This window comes from Enterobacter sp. AC1 (genome assembly GCF_050434705.1).
Taxonomy (GTDB): domain Bacteria; phylum Pseudomonadota; class Gammaproteobacteria; order Enterobacterales; family Enterobacteriaceae; genus Enterobacter; species Enterobacter cloacae_L.
Map to the genome: position 1 here is coordinate 709,128 of NZ_JBNDIZ010000001.1, position 19,341 is coordinate 728,468.

Below are 19,341 nucleotides of genomic sequence, written 5' to 3' on the forward strand. Positions count from 1 at the left end.
GCGGATACCGTCCTGTTACGTCGATAAGGTTTCCCCATGCTCAGGCTCACTTCAGCCCGCGTTGCCGTTTGTCTCCTGCCGTTTGCCCTGGTGGCGTGCGGCGATAATTCCGCGAGTGACGATCCGCGCACTCAGCCACCGCTCGTCAGATCCGCCTCCGTCGAGCTTGCGAACAATACCGCCCGCGCCTTTACGGGGGTGGTGGTCGCCAGAACGCAAAGCGATTTAGGCTTCAGGGTTCAGGGAAAAATCCTCGAACGCCTGGTGGATACCGGGCAGACCGTCAGACAGGGCCAGCCGTTGCTGCGCCTCGATCCGGTTGATCTCAAATTACAGGCCCAGGCGCAGCAGCGCGCGGTGGATGCCGCCCGGGCGCGTGAGCGAAAAGCGTCCAGCGATGAGGCGCGCTATCGCGGCCTTGTGGCATCCGGCGCCGTGTCTGCTTCGGAGTATGACCAGATCAAAGCCGCGGCCGATACGGCCAGGGCCGAGCTCAGCGCGGCCCGCGCGCAGGCTAACGTGGCGCAAAACGCCACGGGCTACGCCGTACTGCTGGCGGATTCAGACGGCGTGGTGATGGAAACGCTCGCCGAGCCGGGCCAGGTCGTCAGCGCCGGTCAGGTGGTGATCCGGCTCGCCAGATCGGGACAGCGCGAAGCGCTTGTGCAGTTCCCGGAGACCTTGCGCCCTGCCGTCGGCAGCACGGCGCAGGCCACGCTGTATGGCAATGAAAAGCACCCGGTCACCGCAACGCTGCGCCAGCTCTCTGATTCAGCCGACGCCGCTACCCGCACCTTTGAAGCACGATACGTCCTGGAAGGCGCGCTGGCCAACGCGCCGCTGGGGGCGACCGTCACGCTGAATATTGCAGACGCGAAAGCGCAAGGCCAGGTCATGCAGGTCCCCCTGGCCTCGCTCTACGATGCGGGCAAAGGCCCCGGCGTCTGGCGCATTTCCGCTCCGCCGGCTAAGGTCGCCTGGACGCCTGTCAACGTGCTGAGCGTGGGTGAAGCGGCGGCGCAGGTCACGGGCGGCGTGAAGCCCGGCGAGAAGATCGTTGCGCTAGGCGCGCATCTTCTGCACGAGGGTGAAGTCGTCAGGCTTGCCGTACAACGCGATGCCGCCCGCGCGGAGAACACGCCATGAGCGGAAGCCGCTTTAACCTGTCAGCACTTGCCGTTCGCGAGCGTTCAGTCACGCTGTTTCTGATCGTTCTCGTGACGATTGCCGGTATTTACGCCTTTTTTGGGCTTGGACGCGCGGAAGATCCGCCCTTCACCGTTAAGCAGATGACGGTGATTACCGTCTGGCCGGGTGCCACCGCGCAGGAAATTCAGGATCAGGTTGCCGAACCGCTGGAGAAGCGCCTGCAGGAACTCAAATGGTATGACCGGACGGAAACCTATACCCGCCCCGGCATGGCCTTTATCACCCTGTCATTGCAGGATAAAACGCCGCCCGCTGAGGTGCAGGACGAGTTCTACCAGGCGCGCAAGAAGCTTGGAGACGAGTCCATGCGTCTTCCGGCAGGCGTCATCGGCCCGATGATGAATGACGAATTCGCGGATGTTACCTTTGCACTTTTTGCCTTAAAGGCGAAAGGCGAGCCCCAGCGGCAGCTGGTACGCGATGCCGAAGGCCTGCGCCAGCAGCTTCTGCACGTGCCTGGGGTGAAAAAAGTGAACATTATCGGCGAACAGGCCGAACGGATTTATATCTCCTTCTCGCACGATCGTCTGGCGACGATGGGGCTCTCGCAGCAGGATATTTTCAATGCGCTTAACAGCCAGAACGCGTTAACCGCTGCGGGCGCCATTGAGACCCGGGGCGCGCAGATATTCATCCGCCTGGACGGCGCTTTCGATGAACTACAGAAGATCCGCGATACGCCATTTGTTGCTCAGGGGAAGACGCTCAAGCTCTCCGATGTGGCAACGGTTGAACGCGGCTACGAAGATCCCCCGACAATGCTGATACGCAATCAGCACGAGCCCGCCCTTCTGCTGGGTATCGTGATGCGTGAAGGCTGGAACGGCCTGTCGCTGGGTAAAGCGCTGGATGCGGAAACGGCAAAAATTAATGATGCCCTGCCTCTCGGCATGACCCTGACCAAAGTCACCGATCAGTCCGTGAATATCCGCTCGTCGGTTGATGAGTTTATGATCAAATTCTTCGTCGCCCTGCTCGTGGTGATGGTGGTCTGCTTTGTCAGCATGGGCTGGCGCGTGGGCGTGGTGGTCGCGGCGGCGGTCCCGCTGACGCTGGCGGTCGTCTTCGTGGTAATGGAGGCCGCGGGAATTAACTTTGACCGCGTCACGCTGGGCTCCCTGATCCTCGCCCTCGGCCTGCTGGTTGATGATGCCATTATCGCCATCGAAATGATGGTGGTGAAGATGGAGGAAGGTTACGACAGAATCAAAGCCTCAGCCTACGCCTGGAGCCATACCGCCGCGCCCATGCTGGCGGGTACTCTGGTGACGGCCATTGGCTTTATGCCGAATGGTTTTGCCCAGTCGACCGCCGGGGAGTACACCAGCAATATGTTCTGGATTGTCGGTCTCGCCCTGATTGCGTCATGGTTTGTCGCCGTGGTGTTCACCCCTTATCTGGGTGTGAAGATCCTGCCGAATATCCCAAAAGTGCAGGGTGGCCATGCCGCCATCTATAACACGCCCCGGTACAACCGTTTTCGCCAGCTGCTTGGCCGCGTTATCGCCCGAAAATGGCGGGTCGCCGGCGCTGTGGTCGCCATATTCATCCTGGCCGTGCTCGGCATGGGGATGGTGAAAAAACAATTTTTCCCGACCTCCGATCGCCCGGAAGTGCTGGTTGAGGTGCAGATGCCCTACGGCACTTCGATTGCCCAGACCAGCGCCGCCAGCGCAAAAATAGAAGACTGGCTGAGCAAGCAGCCGGAAGCCAAAATCGTTACCGCCTATATTGGTCAGGGTTCACCCCGTTTTTATCTGGCGATGGCCCCCGAACTGCCGGACCCTTCATTTGCAAAAATCGTGATCCTGACGGACAGCGAGACGTCTCGCGAGGCGCTGAAGTTCAGGCTCAGAGAGGCCGTCGCCAGCGGCCTTGCGCCCGAAGCGCGCGTGCGGGTGACGCAGCTGGTATTCGGCCCCTACTCTCCCTTCCCGGTTGCCTGGCGCGTATCGGGGCCGGACGTCAATACCGTGCGCGGCATCGCTGATAAGGTAAAAGCCGTGCTCCAGGCAAGCCCGATGATGCGAACCGTCAACACCGACTGGGGATCGCGGGTGCCCGTTTTACATTTCACCCTCGATCAGAACCGCCTGCAGGCCACCGGCTTAACCTCCAGCACCGTCGCCCAGCAGCTCCAGTTTCTGTTATCGGGCGTGCCGATTACCGCCGTGCGGGAAGATATTCGTTCGGTAGAGGTGGTGGGCCGCGCGGCGGGCGATATCCGTCTCGATCCGGCAAAAATCGAGGGCTTCACCCTCGTGGGTAATGCGGGGCAGCGCGTTCCGCTGTCACAGATCGGCAAAATTGAGATCGGCATGGAAGACCCGCTTCTGCGCCGTCGCGATCGCACCCCCACGATTACCGTGCGGGGCGATATCGCCGATAACCTTCAGCCGCCGGACGTGTCGACCGCCATCATGAAACAGCTCCAGCCGATTGTTGATGCGCTGCCGGCCGGCTACCGCATCGACATGGCGGGGTCGATTGAAGAATCGGGCAAAGCCACACAGGCCATGTTGCCGCTGTTCCCGATCATGATTGCCCTGACGCTGCTGATCATCATTTTGCAGGTGCGTTCTCTTTCGGCGATGGTAATGGTGTTCCTTACCGCTCCGCTAGGGCTGATTGGCGTGGTGCCGACCCTGCTCATATTTAATCAGCCGTTCGGCATCAACGCCCTGGTGGGCCTTATCGCCCTCTCAGGTATTCTTATGCGCAATACGCTGATTCTGATCGGGCAAATCGATCATAACCAAAAGTACGGCCTCGATCCGTTCCAGGCGGTCGTCGAGGCGACGGTCCAGCGTGCGCGCCCGGTATTACTCACCGCCATGGCCGCCGTGCTGGCGTTCATTCCCCTGACGCATTCCGTATTCTGGGGCACCCTGGCCTGGACGCTGATCGGCGGAACGCTGGGCGGAACGATAATAACGCTCGTCTTCCTGCCTGCGATGTATGCGATCTGGTTCCGGATCCGCCCTGTGGAACAACGCGTGCAGCCCACCACGGAAAACGTGTAAACTACCATCAGTAGATAACTATATTGAGGAAAGCATGGTTGTTAAGCGCTTAAGAAAAGAGGACCGCCGCGTGCAGCTGCTGGAGGTTGCGCGTGGAATTGTCCGCCAGCAAGGCACGGAGGCACTGACGCTGGGCTATCTGGCTGAACGGGCCAACGTGACAAAGCCTATACCCTACGACCACTTTGGCGATCGCGAAGGGCTGCTGATGGCGCTGTACCAGGATTATAGCGATCGGCAGCTGGCGAAATTCCGTGAGACGCTGGCGGTAGACAGCAAAACGCTGGAAAAGACGATCCGCTTTTTCAGCGCTGCCTATATTGATTGCGCGATTTCCGCCGGGCCGGAAACCGGGCCAATCGCCGCGGCGCTGTCCGGTTCCCACGCGCTGCAGACGTTCCGGGAGGCGTGCGTGGCCGAGTGTGCCGACTGCCTGCGCGCCGCGCTTTCTCCATTTATCGTGCTGAAAGGTGTCCAGGGGGAAGCGGTGCTGACGGCCATCATTGGTGCCGCAGACGCGCTCAGTACCGCCGCGGGTAACGGCGTGCTCGCCCGAAATGTGGCGGAAGATATGCTCAGCGGCGCCATGTCCGGCGTGCTGGAAACCTACGCGAATAGCACAAAATGATCGTAGCAGGCGGATTGACACTTAAGTTACCAATAGTAATATAGGTGTCAATTCACTCCCTGTTGAGGTTGCTATGTCTGCTACAAACGTCATCAAGAATGCGCTGATCGTGACGGCTCACCCTGTCGACAATTCGTTATCCCATTCACTGGCCGCCCGCATTGCCGGAAAATTACGCGCGGAAGGTATGCAGGTTGAGATGGCCGATCTTCAAGCAGAAGGGTTTAATCCGGCCATGTCTCGCGCCGATCTTGACTTGTATCACGGCGATCCCGGCGCCCTCCCCGACGATATCCTGCGCGAGCAGCAGCGTGTCGAGCGCGCGGATATGCTGGTGTTTGTCTTCCCGGTGTACTGGTGGTCGGTTCCCGCGCTATTGAAAGGCTGGTTCGACCGCGTATTGACCCTGAACTGGGCGTATAAAATGGCCGACGACGGCCGGATTGTGGGCAACTTACGGGATGTTCCCGTCCGCCTGATAGCCACTGGCGGGAGCGATCTCACCGGATTTGATAAACACGGCTATTCGACGGCGATACAGACGCAGATCGTCGAAGGGGTATTCGGCTTCTGCGGGTTGAAGAACGTTAAGCTCGATATACTCTATCAGGCAGACACGGCGACGCCTGAGCAGGTTGAGGATTTCCTGCAAAGCCTCGGCAATATTAAATAATATCAGCCAGTGAACTTCATATCATCCGGGCGCAGCAGCACTGGCTCACAGCCACAGGGGAAAGCCCGGCAATCATTGTCCATTGTCTGCCTGACTCCTTTAAACTTCATGTACTGGCTCTGATGCACTGGGAGCCATCAACCCCGTATTAGCCAATCCGGAAGAATTCAGAGCCATTCTGATAGAATAGAGCAGACATCACGGTCTTCATTTAGCACTACGAATGCAGGTGGCAGGGCGGTAGAAAATGATTTCAGGATCACCTTCATCAAGGTTGTCTATGTAACCGCTTGGTCTGAAGCCCAACCTGACAAACAACTCCTGCATCTGCCTGTTCGACATGTTGGTGGAACCGAACAATTTCGAGTCGGTGAAAGCTGACTCGAAATGTCTAATAATTGCTGTGCCTAACCCCTGGTTACGATATTCTACGCCTACCATCACCATCTCAATAAAAGGCTGGTCAAAGAAATGGCGCGTTAGTACGCCGTAAGCGACCACCCGATTATTTACCTCTGCAACACAACAGCACGCCGACCCGAGCCAGTAACGAATTTGGTCACGTCGCGCCATGCTCTCTGCGGCAACTGAGTCGATGGCGCAAAGCGCCTCATAGTCATCAATACTAGCTGAACGTACGCACATGATCTCATCTTCTCCGTAGTAGCCAACTGCAATAGTTGTCAGGGACCGAAGTAGGCTTTCTGAAATTTAATCGCAATAAACTGTTTTTTCATTGTGTTACGGAACTCCCTTTTTATCCTTGACCATCATAATAAAAAGTTGAAGACAGTTCTCTAAAGAAGAAAATGTGACATTTTAAATTTGCAATAACACGTTGCACCTACTGATGTTGGTGTATTGAAGAGAATCTCTCACCAGGGCTATAACTGGACACGATAGTTGCGTTAACAGCGAAATAAACAGAGGTCATTACATGGTTAAGTCAGTTCAGCCAACAACCACCCTCACCACCACCGACACCTTCGGCGGCGTGGGCGTGTCTGTAGCGAACGACTGACAGACAGAACCTCACTCCCCGCCAGCCTGGACGGGGAAACATCTCTCCGTTCACCACTCTCTGAATGGAGAAAGAAAATGGTTTCATCTGACAATGCTCTCTTAGTTATCGACATGCAGCAGGGACTGTTCAATGGCCCGGTTTCCCCCTGTTCCGCCGATACCGTTCTGGCAAATATCCGTTTGTTAATAGCCAACGCGCGTCACGCGCAGGTGCCCGTCTTTTTTGCCCGCCATATCGGACCAGACGACTCACCCTTCTCAGAGAAAGGCCCCTTAACGCAGCTGATACCCGGGCTGGACGTGAAGGAGCAGGATGTTATTTTCACAAAGCGCTATCCCAGCTGTTTTCGGGATACCGTATTGCAGCGTGAACTTAATCAGAGAGGCATCAAACAGCTGGTCATTGCCGGGATGAAGACAGAGTTTTGTGTCGATACCACTTGTCGGATTGCACCGGAACTGGGTTTCAGGACGGTATTGATTTCAGATGCGCATACCACAATGGATAATGAATATTTATCTGCCAATGACATCATTACTCATCACAACAGCACGCTGGCAGGTCCATTCGTGACGCTGTCGACTGCCAGCGACTGGCATTTTAATACGGTCAGTTGAGTCAGCAGGATCTTGTCTATCTTGCCCGGCTCGCCTTTCCGCGCGCCGGGCACATGAGAACACAATTACAGGGTAAAACCACCGTCACCCACCTGTGCCTGGGCGTACCATTTCATCAGCTCCGCGCAACCGGGCGCGTTCTCAGCCGGTGACCATGAAGCGGTATCGTGCTCAGCCACGGGCTGATAACCGCCGTGTTTTACCTCGAAAATAACGCCGCCTTTATCCAGCGACAGCACGGCATGCCAGGTCCCTGCCTCCATCTCCAGCACCTTGCACTCTTCACCGAGCACCACACGTTGGGTAACGGTACCGCTGTCATCAAAATTCAGCACCAGAAAGCGACCGCTGAGCGCGGTCAGCAGTTCAAACGTGTGCGGGTGGCGATGGGGACGAACATAGGTACCGGGCTCCATCGCAATGGCCAGGCGCTGCACCGGGTCGCTCAGCTCAGGATGTAAATTACGATGCGCGCGTAAGCGAGGGGAATTTGCGGCCTGCTCGCTCTGTTGCTGCAGGTCACTGAAAGTAATTTGTTTCATATACACCTTTATGAATGGGGTCAGCTGACGGCAACCCGCTTGCCGCAGGACGTTATATCATTTGAAACAGTCGATGAGCCATGGCATTTGTGAAACAAATCGCTGCAGTGAGAGATTACGCGAGGCTGATGTCCAAAGCGCCACTTTTCGCGGCGACAGCGTGCACAACGTTGAGTAAAACTCACACTCACTCTCACTATTTATCGTTTTTCAAACACGTTTATCTTGAAATACCATCCGCACATCCCTGGGATGTATTTATCACGCCTAAAAATAATGAATAACAAGCCTGTATGGAGCACCTATGACACTCGATGTTTTATTCCGTGTGACGAAAACTATCGCGGCACATAAAAACAGTACCGGTGAAAGTTTACATGAAATAATAAAGATTCTTTCTACAGAAAAAGAGAGCTCAGAAACGCTGTCACCCTTTATCCATCGGCTGCATCTGCTCTCTTTCGCTCAGGGCAATCCGGGCAACGCCGAGGAGCTGCTCGCAGCGCATTTACCTAAAGATGACGGGATTCTGCCGCTGCTTGACTTCGCGGACTGGCCACAGGTGCGTTACGCCGCGTCAGGCGAAGTACAGACGCCGGAATCAGAGGCGTATTTCCGTAAAATGACCTCGGCTGCTAATGTGTTACGTTCAGCTCTCATCGATGCCGAACGCGCAAAGGGAACGCCTGCGCTGTATATTCTCGATAAATTGCTCAATCTGAATAGCGCCCTGCCGGAAAGATATAAAAACATGGCGAACATCCCCTACGCGTAAATACAGTTAATATGCAGGACATCCCGCAAGGAATATCCTGCGTTGATATTATTAAAGCCGTTTTTCATCGTATTCAAGACAGACGATATCCAGGGCGGGAACAACCGGCGAGTTAAGGTTAAGCCAGTTCAGCAGCCGTTCAATGCTCCGCGTTCGGAGCGAATTTTTCGGCCAGACAAGATAGTAGCCGTCTCCCGTGGCGATGGCTTCTCTGAAGGGCAATGCAAGCAAGCCACTTTTCAGGGCTTCCAGCGTGAGACGCAGGTCCGCCATCGCGACGCCGTGTCCGTTCATGGCTGCCAGGCTCCCCTGCTCCAGGGTGTCGAACACGATTCCGCCGCTCACGTCCAGCCCGGGGAATAATCCCGTCCTTTTCAGCCAGCGGCGCCAGTCACGTCGGTCCGGGGAGGGATGAATCAGATCGCACTGCGGAAGATGCTGCCGGGCGGACTCAAGCAAGGACGGGGTACAAACCGGAACAAGCCATTCACTGAAAAGCAGCCGGCTCTCTGTTGCTTCGCCAAAATAGCCATTACCGAGGAGGATCGCGCAATCGTATGGCTCGCGGCTGAAGTCAACCGTGTCGAAGTCCATCCAGACGCTGGCAATTTCGATTTTGGGTTTCGCATGGTTCTCGCGAAAGGATTTGAGAACGCTCAGAAGCCATCGCATCGTCAGGGTGCTGGGCGCCTTAAGGCGCAGAAGGTGATTTTCACTTTTGAATGCACGGCAGGCCCACTCGATGCTGGTGAAACTCTCGCTCAGATGCCCGGCCAGAATGCGCCCGGCGTCACTGACCTCGACTCTCGGGCCTTGCCGTTTAAAGAGTTCACAGTCGAACCACATTTCAAGCGTCCGGACATGCCTGCTGACCGCCCCCGGCGTGATGTTGAGCGCTTCAGCGGCCTTGCTGAAGGAGTTCAACCGTGCGGCAACTTCAAACGCGCGCAGGGCATACAGTGGAGGTAAGGACATAATTTCCCTTTCAGTGAGGTTTATTCATGCTGTGGTTTTATCGGTACCCGGTGACGTATCCACCTCGTCCTCGGGCGGGAACGTCAGCAATAACTCCCTGAGCAGGGACTCAAGCTGCGCGCGCTGCGCGTCAGATAAGTTTCGCAGCAGCGCATTTTGCGTTTGGGTATGAACGAGCAGCGCCTGTTCGATACGCTCCAGCCCGAGGGGCATCAGGCTTACGAGGGTGCTGCGCTTGTCATCGGGATCGGCAACTCGCCGGATAAGCCCCTGTTGTTCAAGATGCGTAAGCCGGTTCGTCATCGCCCCGGAGGTGATCAGCAGCGATTTATACAGCTGCGTGGGCGAAAGACAGTACGGCTCTCCGGCGCGACGCAGCGTGGCGAGCACGTCAAATTCGCCCTCGCGAAAGCCAAACGGCGCCATGGCCTGCGCGCGTTTTTTTCCCAGATGCTTCATTAGCCTGAGCATTCGGCCAAAGATTTTCATCGACGAGGCGTCCAGCTCAGGCATGGCGCGGCTCCACTGGTCGACAACGAAGTCTACATGGTCTTTCATTTTCACCCCTGATGGCGTGGGAATTTATCGTGTTGTGCGGTACATCTTACACAAAAATTCATTTTATCTTAACGTTAAGATAAATGCTCGCGGCGATTTGCCTGGGCTATTCACAACCGAAAAGGATTCCATGTTGAAACGCGCGTCTCCAGTACTCTTCGCCCTTATCGCATTTATCGTCGGGTTGAACCTGCGCCCCATTCTGGCATCTGTCGGACCGCTTTTTTCCGTGCTCCAGCGCGAAGCGGGGCTGATGGCCACACAATTCAGCCTGCTGACCACCCTGCCGGTCGCGATGATGGGCCTGGCCGCCCTGTGCGGCCCCTGGCTGTTAGTCAGAGTCGGTGCCGTCCGGGGGATCGCGATCGGTCTTTTCATCCTGCTGGTGGCCTGTTTATTACGCGGTTTGAGCGCTTCGCTGGCGGGACTGATGGGCACCGCGTTACTGGGCGGGGCCAGCATCGGCACGATCCAGGCGTTAATGCCTGCCCTGATTAAAAAAGAGTATGCCCAAACGGCCAGCACGGTCATGTCGCTGTTCAGCACGGGCATTATGGCCGGTGCTGCTTTAGCCGCCGCCAGCGCCGAACCGTTGTTTTCGTGGCTGACGCTGAAACCGGCGCTGGCCATGGCAGGCGTGTTAGCACTGCTTGCGCTGATGCTGTGGCTGGCCCTGGTGACGCGTTCGCAAAGTGAAAATACGGCTCACGAAACCGTTACGCTGTCCTCCTCCCGGACAGGGTTACTGCTGCTCTTTTTCGGCGTCGGGACGGGAGCCTATACGCTGGTGCTCGCCTGGCTGCCGCCGCTCTATATTCAGGCGGGATGGTCCGCACGCAGCAGCGGCTATATGCTGGCCTGGCTGACGTTAACCGAGGTGGTCGCAGGGTTTGTCGTCTCCGCGCTGATTGGTAAATTCCCCGACCGCCGCGTTCCGCTGATTACGGTGCTGATGCTGCTGCTGGCGGGATTACTGTGTCTGGTCTTTGCGCCAGGCACCACGCCGGTGTTATCAACACTGCTGCTTGGCACAGGGATCGGCGCCCTCTTCCCGCTGTCGCTCATCGTCACCTTCGATCACGCCCGCACGCCCGCGCAGGCCGGGAAGCTATTGTCTAACGTTCAGGGAGGTGGATATATGATTGCCGCGCTAATGCCGTTAATTGCGGGGATCGTCCGCGACAGCGCTGTTTCACTGACCAGCGCATGGCTGGTCATGAGTGCGGGTGTTATCCTGCTGATCGTCATCGCGCTGAAGTTTAAACCCGTCGTGAAAGCGCAGCTGCGGTGAATGCGGTACCCGATTTGAGAGCCTTACTATAAATTTTCCAGCCAATTAAGGAGTGGATATGTCGCAGACGTTACCGGGAATTGATGTCTTATTTATCGCCGGCTTCGGGCCTATTTCGCAGAGCACCGACGCCAGCACCGCGTTTTATGTCCAAACGCTCGGTTTGCCGCTGAAGCCGATGGAAGGAAATGCCGACTATTTGCTCACTGAAGAGAGCCAGTTGCAAGGCGCGAAGCATTTTGCCGTCTGGCCGCTCTCGCAGGCGGCAACCTCCTGTTTTGGCGAAACGCAGTGGCCCTCAGAATACCCGATACCGCAGGGATGGATTGAATATGAGGTGCAGGAACTTGATTCGGCTACCCGTATTCTGAGCGATAAAGGCTATCGCCTGCTGGTGGCCAACCGCATCGAACCGTGGGGACAGACCGTTACTCGCCTGCTCAGCCCGGAGGGTCTGCTTACCGGCCTGACGATCACGCCGTGGCTGCGCGGGTAAACGGAATTTATTGTGGCGAAGGTTACAGTGAATCAACTGACTGCTATTTTGCATCGAGCCAGTAATGATTTAAATATTATCGGCCGCCTCCTTCAGGCGGCCCAAAGTTAAATATCGCCCCTTACGTCAAATTATAAAATTTTACCAAATCTGGCAGTTGATTCTTATTTGTGTGACTTTTAATATTCCTCTGCAACTCATTGATTAATTTGTTTTAGGGAAATAAAAATGACAAGAAATATTGTTGCGGGAATGATGATGGCCGCGTTTTCAGGGGCGGTATATGCAGGTACCTCACAAGCCACACCGGATTTTTCACCGGAAAGCTTCACGGTTTCAGCCTCCGCCGGGATGCTGAGCGGAAAATCCCACGAGATGGTTTATGACGAAGTCACAGGAAGAAAAGTTAGCCAGCTGGACTGGAAAATAAAAAATGTCGCTATTCTGAAAGGCGATATTTCCTGGGACGCGTACTCATTTTTGACGCTGAACGCCCGCGGCTGGACCTCTCTGGCATCAGGCTCAGGTCACATGGATGACTATGACTGGATGAATGCCAAACAATCCTCCTGGACAGACCATTCAAGCCATCCTGCAACGAATGTGAACTATGCCAATGAATACGATCTCAACGTAAAAGGCTGGATCTTCCAGGGCGATAACTATAAAGCAGGCGTCACCGCAGGTTATCAGGAAACCCGCTTCAGCTGGACGGCGACCGGTGGTTCTTACAATTACGACAACGGCGCCTATCAGGGGAATTTCCCGGCAGGCGAACGCGGCATTGGTTATAGCCAGCGCTTCTCTATGCCGTATATTGGCCTTGCAGGACAGTACCGCTTTAATGACTTTGAATTTAACGCCCTGTTCAAATTCAGTGATTGGGTTCGCGCGCATGATAACGACGAGCACTATATGCGCGATCTGACCTTCCGCGAGAAGACTTCTGATTCCCGCTATTATGGCGCGTCCGTTGATGCCGGATATTACGTGACGCCGCACGCCAAAGTTTTTGCTGAATTTACCTATAGCAGTTACGAAGAAGGTAAAGGCGGTACGCAGATTATTGATACCAATACCGGGCAGTCCGGCTCTATTGGCGGGGACGCTGCGGGTATTTCTAACCACAACTATACCATTACAGCGGGTCTGCAATATCGCTTCTAAATCAGGCGTTAAAGCAGTCCAGGCCCCTTACGGGGCCTGAGATTGATGACAAACCTTGCCATCAACATTTTTGCCGGGTGGCGCTGCGCTTACCCGGCCTACATTTCACACCGGGCGAAACTCACAAATCGCACTGCGTCAGCAGTCTGAAATTTCGGTTTCGGGTAGATCGATGATAACCAGTGTGCCAAAGCTGCCGATTTCCACCGTATGAGGCACGCCCGCTTTGGCTATATAAAGCTCGCCCGAGCTTACAGAGATTTTTTTGCCGTTAACACTCAGTTCAAGACGTCCGTCAATGACCAGTAATCCCTCGTCATACTCATGCACCTCTTCAGTGACTGAGCGCTCATCCATTCGTAAAATTTTGAGATTTGCTTCCCCAACGCGGCCTAATACATGAGAGCGCCAGGCCTCATTTAATCCATCGGCTTCAGTCTTAAGGTCATAAAGCGACATACGGTCGTTCCCTTTGATATTCGTATGGAGCATTTATGCCATATAAATTCTCTTTTGCTATATAACAAATCGGGGAAAACAAGGCGAAAAACAGACTAAAGAAAGGCCATCAGGCCCGCTCCAATCGAAGACGCTTAGCTTTCCAGGGCAGCCAGAATCGCTGCTTCCATTTTCTCGGGCTTTGTCATCGGTGCAAAGCGCTTGAGAGGTACCCCGTTGCGTCCGATCAGGAACTTCGTAAAGTTCCACTTAACTCGCCCGCCCAGCACGCCGGGCAGTTCGTTTTTCAGATAACGAAACAGCGGGTGCGCTGAGGTGCCATTTACCTCTACTTTCTCGAACATCGGGAAACTGACGCCGTAGTTGATGTAACAGGTTTTTGAAATGTCGTCGGCACCACCGGGTTCCTGCTTACCGAATTGGTTGCAGGGGAAGCCAAGCACCACCAGCCCTTGAGCCGCGTATTTCTTGTATAGCGCTTCAAGCCCGGCGTACTGAGGCGTGAAGCCGCACTGGCTTGCCGTATTCACGACCAGAACCACTTTATCCGCGTAGTCGGCCATAGAGATTGGTCGGCCATCAAGGCTGGTCGCTGTAAATTGGTAAAAGCTAGTCATATAATGCAGAACCTGTTCTGTCCAAATCCAGGATTTGGATACAAAAATTATCGTATCGCCAAAAAAATTTTGACTGTACTGTAAAATATAACATGAAATTTTATTTATTCTTCACGCATGCAGCCGATACGAATTGCATCATGAGGAAACAATGGTTGCATCATTATTTTATTGTTGAATATAAATAACTTTGGTAAAAGCGCCATCACATCATAGATGTTATCTAGGATTAATCTAAAATTACATTTAAATACAGGAACATATGCATTATCCGCTAATACATAAACATCTTCATAGCCAAATGCCAGTTCATACAACCTTTCATCCACGAGTTCAAAATCAGTAAAATCCATTTGCGACCACAATAGCCCTTCGTTATGAAAGGGATAGCGATGAAAAGTATCTATCGCAACGCAAAGCCTTTCTCCTTCGATAATTTCATAATCGCCACTCAACGCCGCTTAGCATTCAGAAAACAATGACATATAAATCCTTAGAAATCTTAATTTTATCAATTATAGTCTCTTAATGGGCTTGTAAATTCAAGGATGATTAAAAATTTGCGTCACATGAAACCGCTCTGGTAAATGTGGTACGGGATGAGGCAATAAAGGATCGAAATACACACCGTCGTGGCAAGCAATCCAGTGGCGCGCTCCATTTTTAACATTATCCCAGCGGCCATGAAATATACCATCACATGTCGGTTCGCTAGTCCCAGCGTGTTTTCTAAACGAAACGTTCTCTAACCCAACATACAGCAAAAATCTTCTCATTTGCGCAAGATTGACACGCTTATATATATCACAGAAACCATTTCCCATCGCAATTGTTAACGTTTCCTCATAACTCTTTTGCAGTAAACGAGCCATTACGGCAATACCACACCCTTCATTTTTGCATGGCTGCATTACATGCATATAGGTCATATTAAGTTCTCCTAATCTTGAAGTTTGACGTATCAGTAGGTCATTATTCAGAGAGGGATATTCAATACAGTGAGGCTGCTCCTCTTTTAAACCGCTCCCTCTCACTTGTTTTAGAATTCTATAATTGTTTCAATGGATAAGAATTAGAGACACTGGATCCATCGCTATAAATCTCTGTGATAATAACTTTTTTACCCTCGATAGAATATCTTACCGTACTGTCCGCTGGATCATCCCTCCAGCGACCGGTACTCTCAGGATTATCTGAAGCCCACATAACCTGATCGCCAATGAGTTTGCATTTGATGGCCCAACGGGTACCATCGTTTTGCCTGATGTAATGTACATAAGCAATACCGGATTCAACCTTATCCAGCTGCATGATCTTATGGTCGCGGCCAAACATTGCCGCTGAAGCAGCCTTGCAAATCTGACCAACCGTGACTTCAGAAGCTTCTGCTGGCGCAGCAAATATCAGAGGAACAAGAAGTAAAAATTTTTTCATCCGAATCATCCCTTTTTATATTTTCATAAATTACGTTTAACACCTATTTTATTATCGGCTCTGTGTCGCATTCCTTGACATCAATAAAGCGTTGCAACGTCAGACTGGTTAAGAAATCACCACCCTACTTCAACCAGCGGTTAAATTTCTGCAACGGATTGCCTAAGGCAAAGTAAGTGAGTAATATCCGCTCTTTCGGGTAAAGAAAAATGTCTGTTACCGATTCACTTCTCGCTTTCTCCTTCGCTGCACTCTTGCTCACCCTCACCCCAGGCCTGGACACGGCTCTCATTCTTCGAACAGCCTGTGCTGAAGGGGGCAAAAAAGCGTTTCAGGCTGCACTTGGCATTGATACTGGCTGTTTTATATGGGGAGCCCTGGTTGCGCTGGGTCTGGGTGCTCTGCTGGCGGTTTCAGAACTGGCTTACACGGTGCTGAAAGTTTGTGGTGCCGCCTACCTAAGCTGGCTGGGCTTCCAGCTGCTGATACGCCCCCGGTCGTCCTTCAGTCACAGCGATAGCAATGCCGCTTCTCAAGGAAACTGGTTTATCATAGGGATGCTTGGGAATGTGCTTAATCCCAAAATGGGTATTTTCTATGTCTCTTTTTTGCCTCAGTTTATACCTGCCGGACATTCCCCTTTTCTCTGGACGTTTTTCCTCGTCAGCATCCATGTAACAATCGGGACGATGTGGTCAGCCACGCTCATCTTATCCACGCATTTTGCGTCGGCGATTTTGAAAAAAAGGCGCGTTGTCACCGCTATGGACAGAGTGACAGGAGGTTTGTTTTTATGCTTCGCGGCTAAACTTGCTCTGGGTTCGAGATAGGCTCACTACGTCCGCTTCACCCGCGAAGCGGACCTTTCCCCCTACACCGCCGACTTCGGCCGCAAATTCTCGTCAAACGTCAGCCGTTTGCGATCGGCCTCGACCTCACGCAGCGGCTCCACCTGATGCATCGTCAGCTTGCAGCGTTCCACCAGCACCTGATACTCCCGCGTGCCCTGCTGTTTCCAGGCGAGCTCCTGCTCGCTCAATTCGCGAATCGCTTTGGCCGGGCTGCCGATAATCAAATGGTTGGCGGGCATTTCCGCTTTCGCCTTCACGAACGCCGCCGCGCCGACGATGCTGTTTTCACCGATGACGGCCCCGTCCATCACCACCGCGTTCATGCCCACCAGCGCGTTGCGGCGGATCACGCAGCCGTGGAGAATGGCGCTGTGGCCGATATGCCCGTCCTCTTCCACCACCGTGTCCTGCTCCGGGAAACCGTGCATCACGCAGTTATCCTGAATGTTCGCACCGTCTTTCACCACGATACGACCAAAGTCGCCGCGCAGGCTAGCGTTCGGGCCGACATACACGCCTTTGCCCAGAATCACGTCGCCAATCAACACCGCCGTTGGGTGAACATAGCTCTCGTCCGGCACCACCGGCGTCAGACAGTCAATTTGATAAACAGGCATCTTCACTCCTTATGCGCTCGTAAGACCACCAAAGCGTTGATAGTAGAGCGTGCCGGGCACGGGCAGTTCGCCTACGGAGGTTTCGCCCTTCTCGCTGACAAACGCCAGCGCCCCCGGTGCCACACGCTGATAAATATTGATGCAGAGCTGTCGGGCGCTTTGTCCCGCCCAGTGCGCAGGCAGTAACTCTTCCGGCAGCAGCGGGTCTTTCAGCACTACGCGACGATAAAAGTGAATCAGTAACAGCTGGATCTGGAAGCAGCGTTCCGGCGTCAGCTCCTCCGGCGCGGCCTCCTTCAGCAGCGGCAGCAGCGGGCGGAACGAGCTGATAAACGTCTCGTACATCGCGTTTTGCTCGGTCAGCTGCCAGCACTCCTCTACCCGGGAGCGCAGCGCGGCGCGGGAGAGCGCCAGCGGCGAGTGGGCTTCAAAGAAAATCACATTTTCCGCCACGCCGGCATCGTGAAGCAGAGACTGCACGTCCGCCAGATGCTGCGACGGCGAGGCCATCAGGCTCGGGGCCAGCGTGCCAAACCCCTGCCAGATAAGCTGTTTTTTGACGTCGGCAAGGGTGTTTTTATCCAGCCCCTCGGAGAGCAGCAGTAACCATTTTCCGTCCCAGGCGGGCAGTTCCGCGCGGTAGATCTTATTCTCCGCGCGACGCGTCAGGCGCAGCCCTTTATCGCTCAGGCGGTAAAAGCTGCGCCGCCCGATGCGCGAGACGTCCAGCCAACCCTCTTTGTTGAGGCGAAACAGCGCGGTACGCACGAAGCGTTCACCAAACCCCATGCCTTCCAGCAGGGCCGCCAGGCTGCCGAGCCAAATCTCACCGCCGCGATGGGAAAGCGCGTCACCGTATAACGAGGAGATAAGCGATGTCCCGCTGACGGGAACAGAGCTGACCGCGTGCTGGATAAAGGCGTCGAGTTTATTCATGTGATTCATTCTGTTGTAATTTTTGTCCTGGATGAATCATAGCATACGATTTTGGGATCGACCCTCACCCTGACCCTCCCCAAAGGGGAGAGGAGAAGGTTAGGATGAGGGGTAAGGTGTTTCAACCGTTGGCCGCCACTTTACGCAGATCAAACACCCGGCAGGCTTTCCCCTCCGAGCGCGGAATGCTGCCGCAGTTGACGATCGTCACGTCGGTGGAAATCCCGACCATCGACTTAATGCGGTGACGCAGCTGGTGGCACACCTGACAGCGCTGCTCGTGCGTCAGCGTCAGGCTGCTCTCTTTCAGCTCCACCTTAACCGAAAGTGAATCAAGATGGCCGCGACGGTTCACCTCCAGCTGGTAGTGCGGAGAAAGGTGTTCGAACTTCACGATCTCCTCTTCCAGCTGCGACGGGAAGACGTTGACGCCGCGGATGATCAGCATATCGTCACTGCGGCCGCTGATGCGGTCCATGCGGCGCATGCTGCGCGCGGTGGCCGGCAGCAGACGCGTCAGGTCGCGGGTGCGGTAGCGGATCACCGGCAGCGCCTCTTTGGTCAGCGTGGTGAACAGCAGCTCCCCCTGCTGACCGTCATCCAGCGGCGTGCCGTCGTTCGGGTTGACGATCTCCGGGTAGAAGTGATCTTCCCAGATGGTCGGGCCGTCGACGGTTTCGATACACTCCATCGCCACGCCCGGCCCCATCACCTCGGAGAGGCCATAAATGTCCAGCGCCGTAATGCCTAAGCGTTTTTCAATCTCGCGGCGCATGGCCTGCGTCCACGGCTCGGCGCCGAAGACGCCCACGCGCAGGGAACAGCCGCTGGCATCACCGCCCATCTGGCGCTCCAGCTCTTCAATCAGGTTAAGGCAGTAGGATGGCGTCACCATGATCATGTCCGGCTGGAAATCACGGATCAGCTGCGCCTGTTTCTCCGTCTGGCCACCGGACATCGGGATCACCGTCGCGCCTAAACGCTCGGCGCCGTAGTGCGCCCCCAGCCCGCCGGTAAACAGGCCATAGCCATACGCCACGTGAATTTTGTCCTTCGCGCTGCCGCCCGCGGCGCGCAGGGAGCGGGCCACCAGGTTGGCCCAGTTGTCGATGTCGTTTTGCGTGTAGCCCACGACGGTCGGTTTGCCGGTGGTGCCGGATGAGGCGTGAATGCGCACCACCTGCTCCATCGGCACGGCAAAGGTATCGAACGGATAGTTATCCCGCAGGTCCTGCTTGGTGGTGCACGGGAATTTACGGATATCCGCCAGCTCTTTGAAATCGTCAGGGTGAACGCCCGCTGCGTCAAACTTACGTTTGTACATCGGCACGTTGTTATAGGCGTGGTGCAGCGTCCATTTCAGACGCTCGGTTTGCAGCGCCTGTAGCTCGTCAAGGGAGGCCGTTTCAATCGGATCAAGCTTTGTTGTATTTGTCATTGTAGGGTACT

At 54.7% G+C, this 19,341-nt stretch carries 22 protein-coding genes; 10 read left to right on the forward strand and 12 right to left on the reverse strand.

Features of this window, described 5'->3' with window-relative positions:
* Positions 1-36: 36 nt before the first annotated feature.
* From M2433_RS03315 to M2433_RS03330, 4 genes are all read left to right on the forward strand, one after another.
* Positions 37-1,146 carry an efflux RND transporter periplasmic adaptor subunit gene (locus M2433_RS03315; protein ID WP_429052830.1) on the forward strand — a complete coding sequence of 370 codons (1,110 nt, stop codon included), beginning with the start codon at positions 37-39 and terminating at the stop codon, positions 1,144-1,146.
* Positions 1,143-4,232: an efflux RND transporter permease subunit gene (locus tag M2433_RS03320; RefSeq protein ID WP_429052831.1), complete on the forward strand. Its 3,090-nt coding sequence runs from the start codon at positions 1,143-1,145 to the stop codon at positions 4,230-4,232. Before M2433_RS03315 ends, M2433_RS03320 begins: the two co-directional genes overlap by 4 nt.
* A gap of 34 nt (positions 4,233-4,266) precedes the next feature.
* Entirely contained in the window at positions 4,267-4,860 is a 594-nt protein-coding gene (locus tag M2433_RS03325) for a TetR/AcrR family transcriptional regulator (RefSeq protein WP_429052832.1), read from the forward strand.
* Positions 4,861-4,933: 73 nt separating this feature from the next.
* The gene (locus M2433_RS03330; RefSeq protein WP_429052833.1) at positions 4,934-5,533 is read left to right on the forward strand and encodes an NAD(P)H-dependent oxidoreductase; all 600 of its coding nucleotides are present in this window, start codon (positions 4,934-4,936) and stop codon (positions 5,531-5,533) included.
* Between the two features lie 207 nt (positions 5,534-5,740).
* Here M2433_RS03330 and M2433_RS03335 read toward each other — a convergent pair whose 3' ends face one another.
* Complete coding sequence (locus M2433_RS03335; RefSeq protein WP_429052835.1) at positions 5,741-6,178, reverse strand: GNAT family N-acetyltransferase; 438 nt, start codon at positions 6,176-6,178, stop codon at positions 5,741-5,743.
* A 453-nt stretch (positions 6,179-6,631) separates the two neighbouring features.
* On the opposite strand from M2433_RS03335, the gene M2433_RS03340 reads away from it, so the two are divergent.
* Positions 6,632-7,174 (forward strand): cysteine hydrolase family protein, encoded by a 543-nt coding sequence (locus tag M2433_RS03340; protein WP_429052837.1) that lies wholly within the window; start codon positions 6,632-6,634, stop codon positions 7,172-7,174.
* A 65-nt stretch (positions 7,175-7,239) separates the two neighbouring features.
* Here M2433_RS03340 and M2433_RS03345 read toward each other — a convergent pair whose 3' ends face one another.
* The gene (locus tag M2433_RS03345; RefSeq protein ID WP_429052839.1) at positions 7,240-7,716 is read right to left on the reverse strand and encodes a WbuC family cupin fold metalloprotein; all 477 of its coding nucleotides are present in this window, start codon (positions 7,714-7,716) and stop codon (positions 7,240-7,242) included.
* A 304-nt stretch (positions 7,717-8,020) separates the two neighbouring features.
* Here M2433_RS03345 and M2433_RS03350 point away from each other — a divergent pair, with 304 nt between their 5' ends.
* Complete coding sequence (locus M2433_RS03350; RefSeq protein WP_429052840.1) at positions 8,021-8,491, forward strand: hypothetical protein; 471 nt, start codon at positions 8,021-8,023, stop codon at positions 8,489-8,491.
* Between the two features lie 51 nt (positions 8,492-8,542).
* Here M2433_RS03350 and M2433_RS03355 read toward each other — a convergent pair whose 3' ends face one another.
* Positions 8,543-9,466 (reverse strand): LysR substrate-binding domain-containing protein, encoded by a 924-nt coding sequence (locus tag M2433_RS03355; protein ID WP_429052842.1) that lies wholly within the window; start codon positions 9,464-9,466, stop codon positions 8,543-8,545.
* Positions 9,467-9,490: 24 nt separating this feature from the next.
* Positions 9,491-10,024: a MarR family winged helix-turn-helix transcriptional regulator gene (locus M2433_RS03360; RefSeq protein ID WP_429052844.1), complete on the reverse strand. Its 534-nt coding sequence runs from the start codon at positions 10,022-10,024 to the stop codon at positions 9,491-9,493.
* Positions 10,025-10,154: 130 nt separating this feature from the next.
* Between M2433_RS03360 and M2433_RS03365 the strand changes: the two genes are divergently transcribed.
* From M2433_RS03365 to M2433_RS03375, 3 genes are all read left to right on the forward strand, one after another.
* Positions 10,155-11,315, forward strand: coding sequence for an MFS transporter (locus M2433_RS03365; RefSeq protein WP_429052846.1), 1,161 nt, complete (start codon positions 10,155-10,157; stop codon positions 11,313-11,315).
* A gap of 58 nt (positions 11,316-11,373) precedes the next feature.
* Positions 11,374-11,811, forward strand: a complete 438-nt coding sequence (locus tag M2433_RS03370) for a VOC family protein (protein WP_429052848.1) — start codon at positions 11,374-11,376, stop codon at positions 11,809-11,811.
* Positions 11,812-12,039: 228 nt separating this feature from the next.
* Positions 12,040-12,978: an omptin family outer membrane protease gene (locus M2433_RS03375; protein WP_429052850.1), complete on the forward strand. Its 939-nt coding sequence runs from the start codon at positions 12,040-12,042 to the stop codon at positions 12,976-12,978.
* A 138-nt stretch (positions 12,979-13,116) separates the two neighbouring features.
* Here the strand turns inward: M2433_RS03375 and M2433_RS03380 are convergent, their stop codons facing one another.
* The 5 genes from M2433_RS03380 to M2433_RS03400 all read right to left on the reverse strand — a co-directional run bounded on the left by M2433_RS03380 (position 13,117) and on the right by M2433_RS03400 (position 15,488).
* Positions 13,117-13,437 (reverse strand): cupin domain-containing protein, encoded by a 321-nt coding sequence (locus M2433_RS03380; RefSeq protein WP_429052852.1) that lies wholly within the window; start codon positions 13,435-13,437, stop codon positions 13,117-13,119.
* A gap of 134 nt (positions 13,438-13,571) precedes the next feature.
* Positions 13,572-14,054: a glutathione peroxidase gene (locus tag M2433_RS03385; RefSeq protein WP_429052854.1), complete on the reverse strand. Its 483-nt coding sequence runs from the start codon at positions 14,052-14,054 to the stop codon at positions 13,572-13,574.
* Positions 14,055-14,158: 104 nt separating this feature from the next.
* A complete protein-coding gene (locus tag M2433_RS03390; protein WP_429052856.1) occupies positions 14,159-14,509 on the reverse strand; it encodes a hypothetical protein in 351 nt (116 codons plus the stop codon).
* 87 nt (positions 14,510-14,596) lie between these two features.
* Entirely contained in the window at positions 14,597-14,983 is a 387-nt protein-coding gene (locus M2433_RS03395; RefSeq protein WP_429052858.1) for a hypothetical protein, read from the reverse strand.
* Between the two features lie 118 nt (positions 14,984-15,101).
* Entirely contained in the window at positions 15,102-15,488 is a 387-nt protein-coding gene (locus M2433_RS03400) for a hypothetical protein (protein ID WP_429052860.1), read from the reverse strand.
* A gap of 209 nt (positions 15,489-15,697) precedes the next feature.
* Here M2433_RS03400 and M2433_RS03405 point away from each other — a divergent pair, with 209 nt between their 5' ends.
* Positions 15,698-16,318, forward strand: a complete 621-nt coding sequence (locus tag M2433_RS03405) for a LysE family translocator (protein ID WP_429052862.1) — start codon at positions 15,698-15,700, stop codon at positions 16,316-16,318.
* 41 nt (positions 16,319-16,359) lie between these two features.
* Here the strand turns inward: M2433_RS03405 and paaY are convergent, their stop codons facing one another.
* The 3 genes from paaY to paaK all read right to left on the reverse strand — a co-directional run bounded on the left by paaY (position 16,360) and on the right by paaK (position 19,330).
* Positions 16,360-16,956, reverse strand: coding sequence for a phenylacetic acid degradation protein PaaY (gene paaY, locus M2433_RS03410; protein ID WP_429052864.1), 597 nt, complete (start codon positions 16,954-16,956; stop codon positions 16,360-16,362).
* A 9-nt stretch (positions 16,957-16,965) separates the two neighbouring features.
* Complete coding sequence (gene paaX, locus M2433_RS03415; RefSeq protein ID WP_025757961.1) at positions 16,966-17,901, reverse strand: phenylacetic acid degradation operon negative regulatory protein PaaX; 936 nt, start codon at positions 17,899-17,901, stop codon at positions 16,966-16,968.
* 112 nt (positions 17,902-18,013) lie between these two features.
* Entirely contained in the window at positions 18,014-19,330 is a 1,317-nt protein-coding gene (paaK, locus tag M2433_RS03420) for a phenylacetate--CoA ligase PaaK (protein WP_047348647.1), read from the reverse strand.
* Positions 19,331-19,341 lie beyond the last annotated feature (11 nt).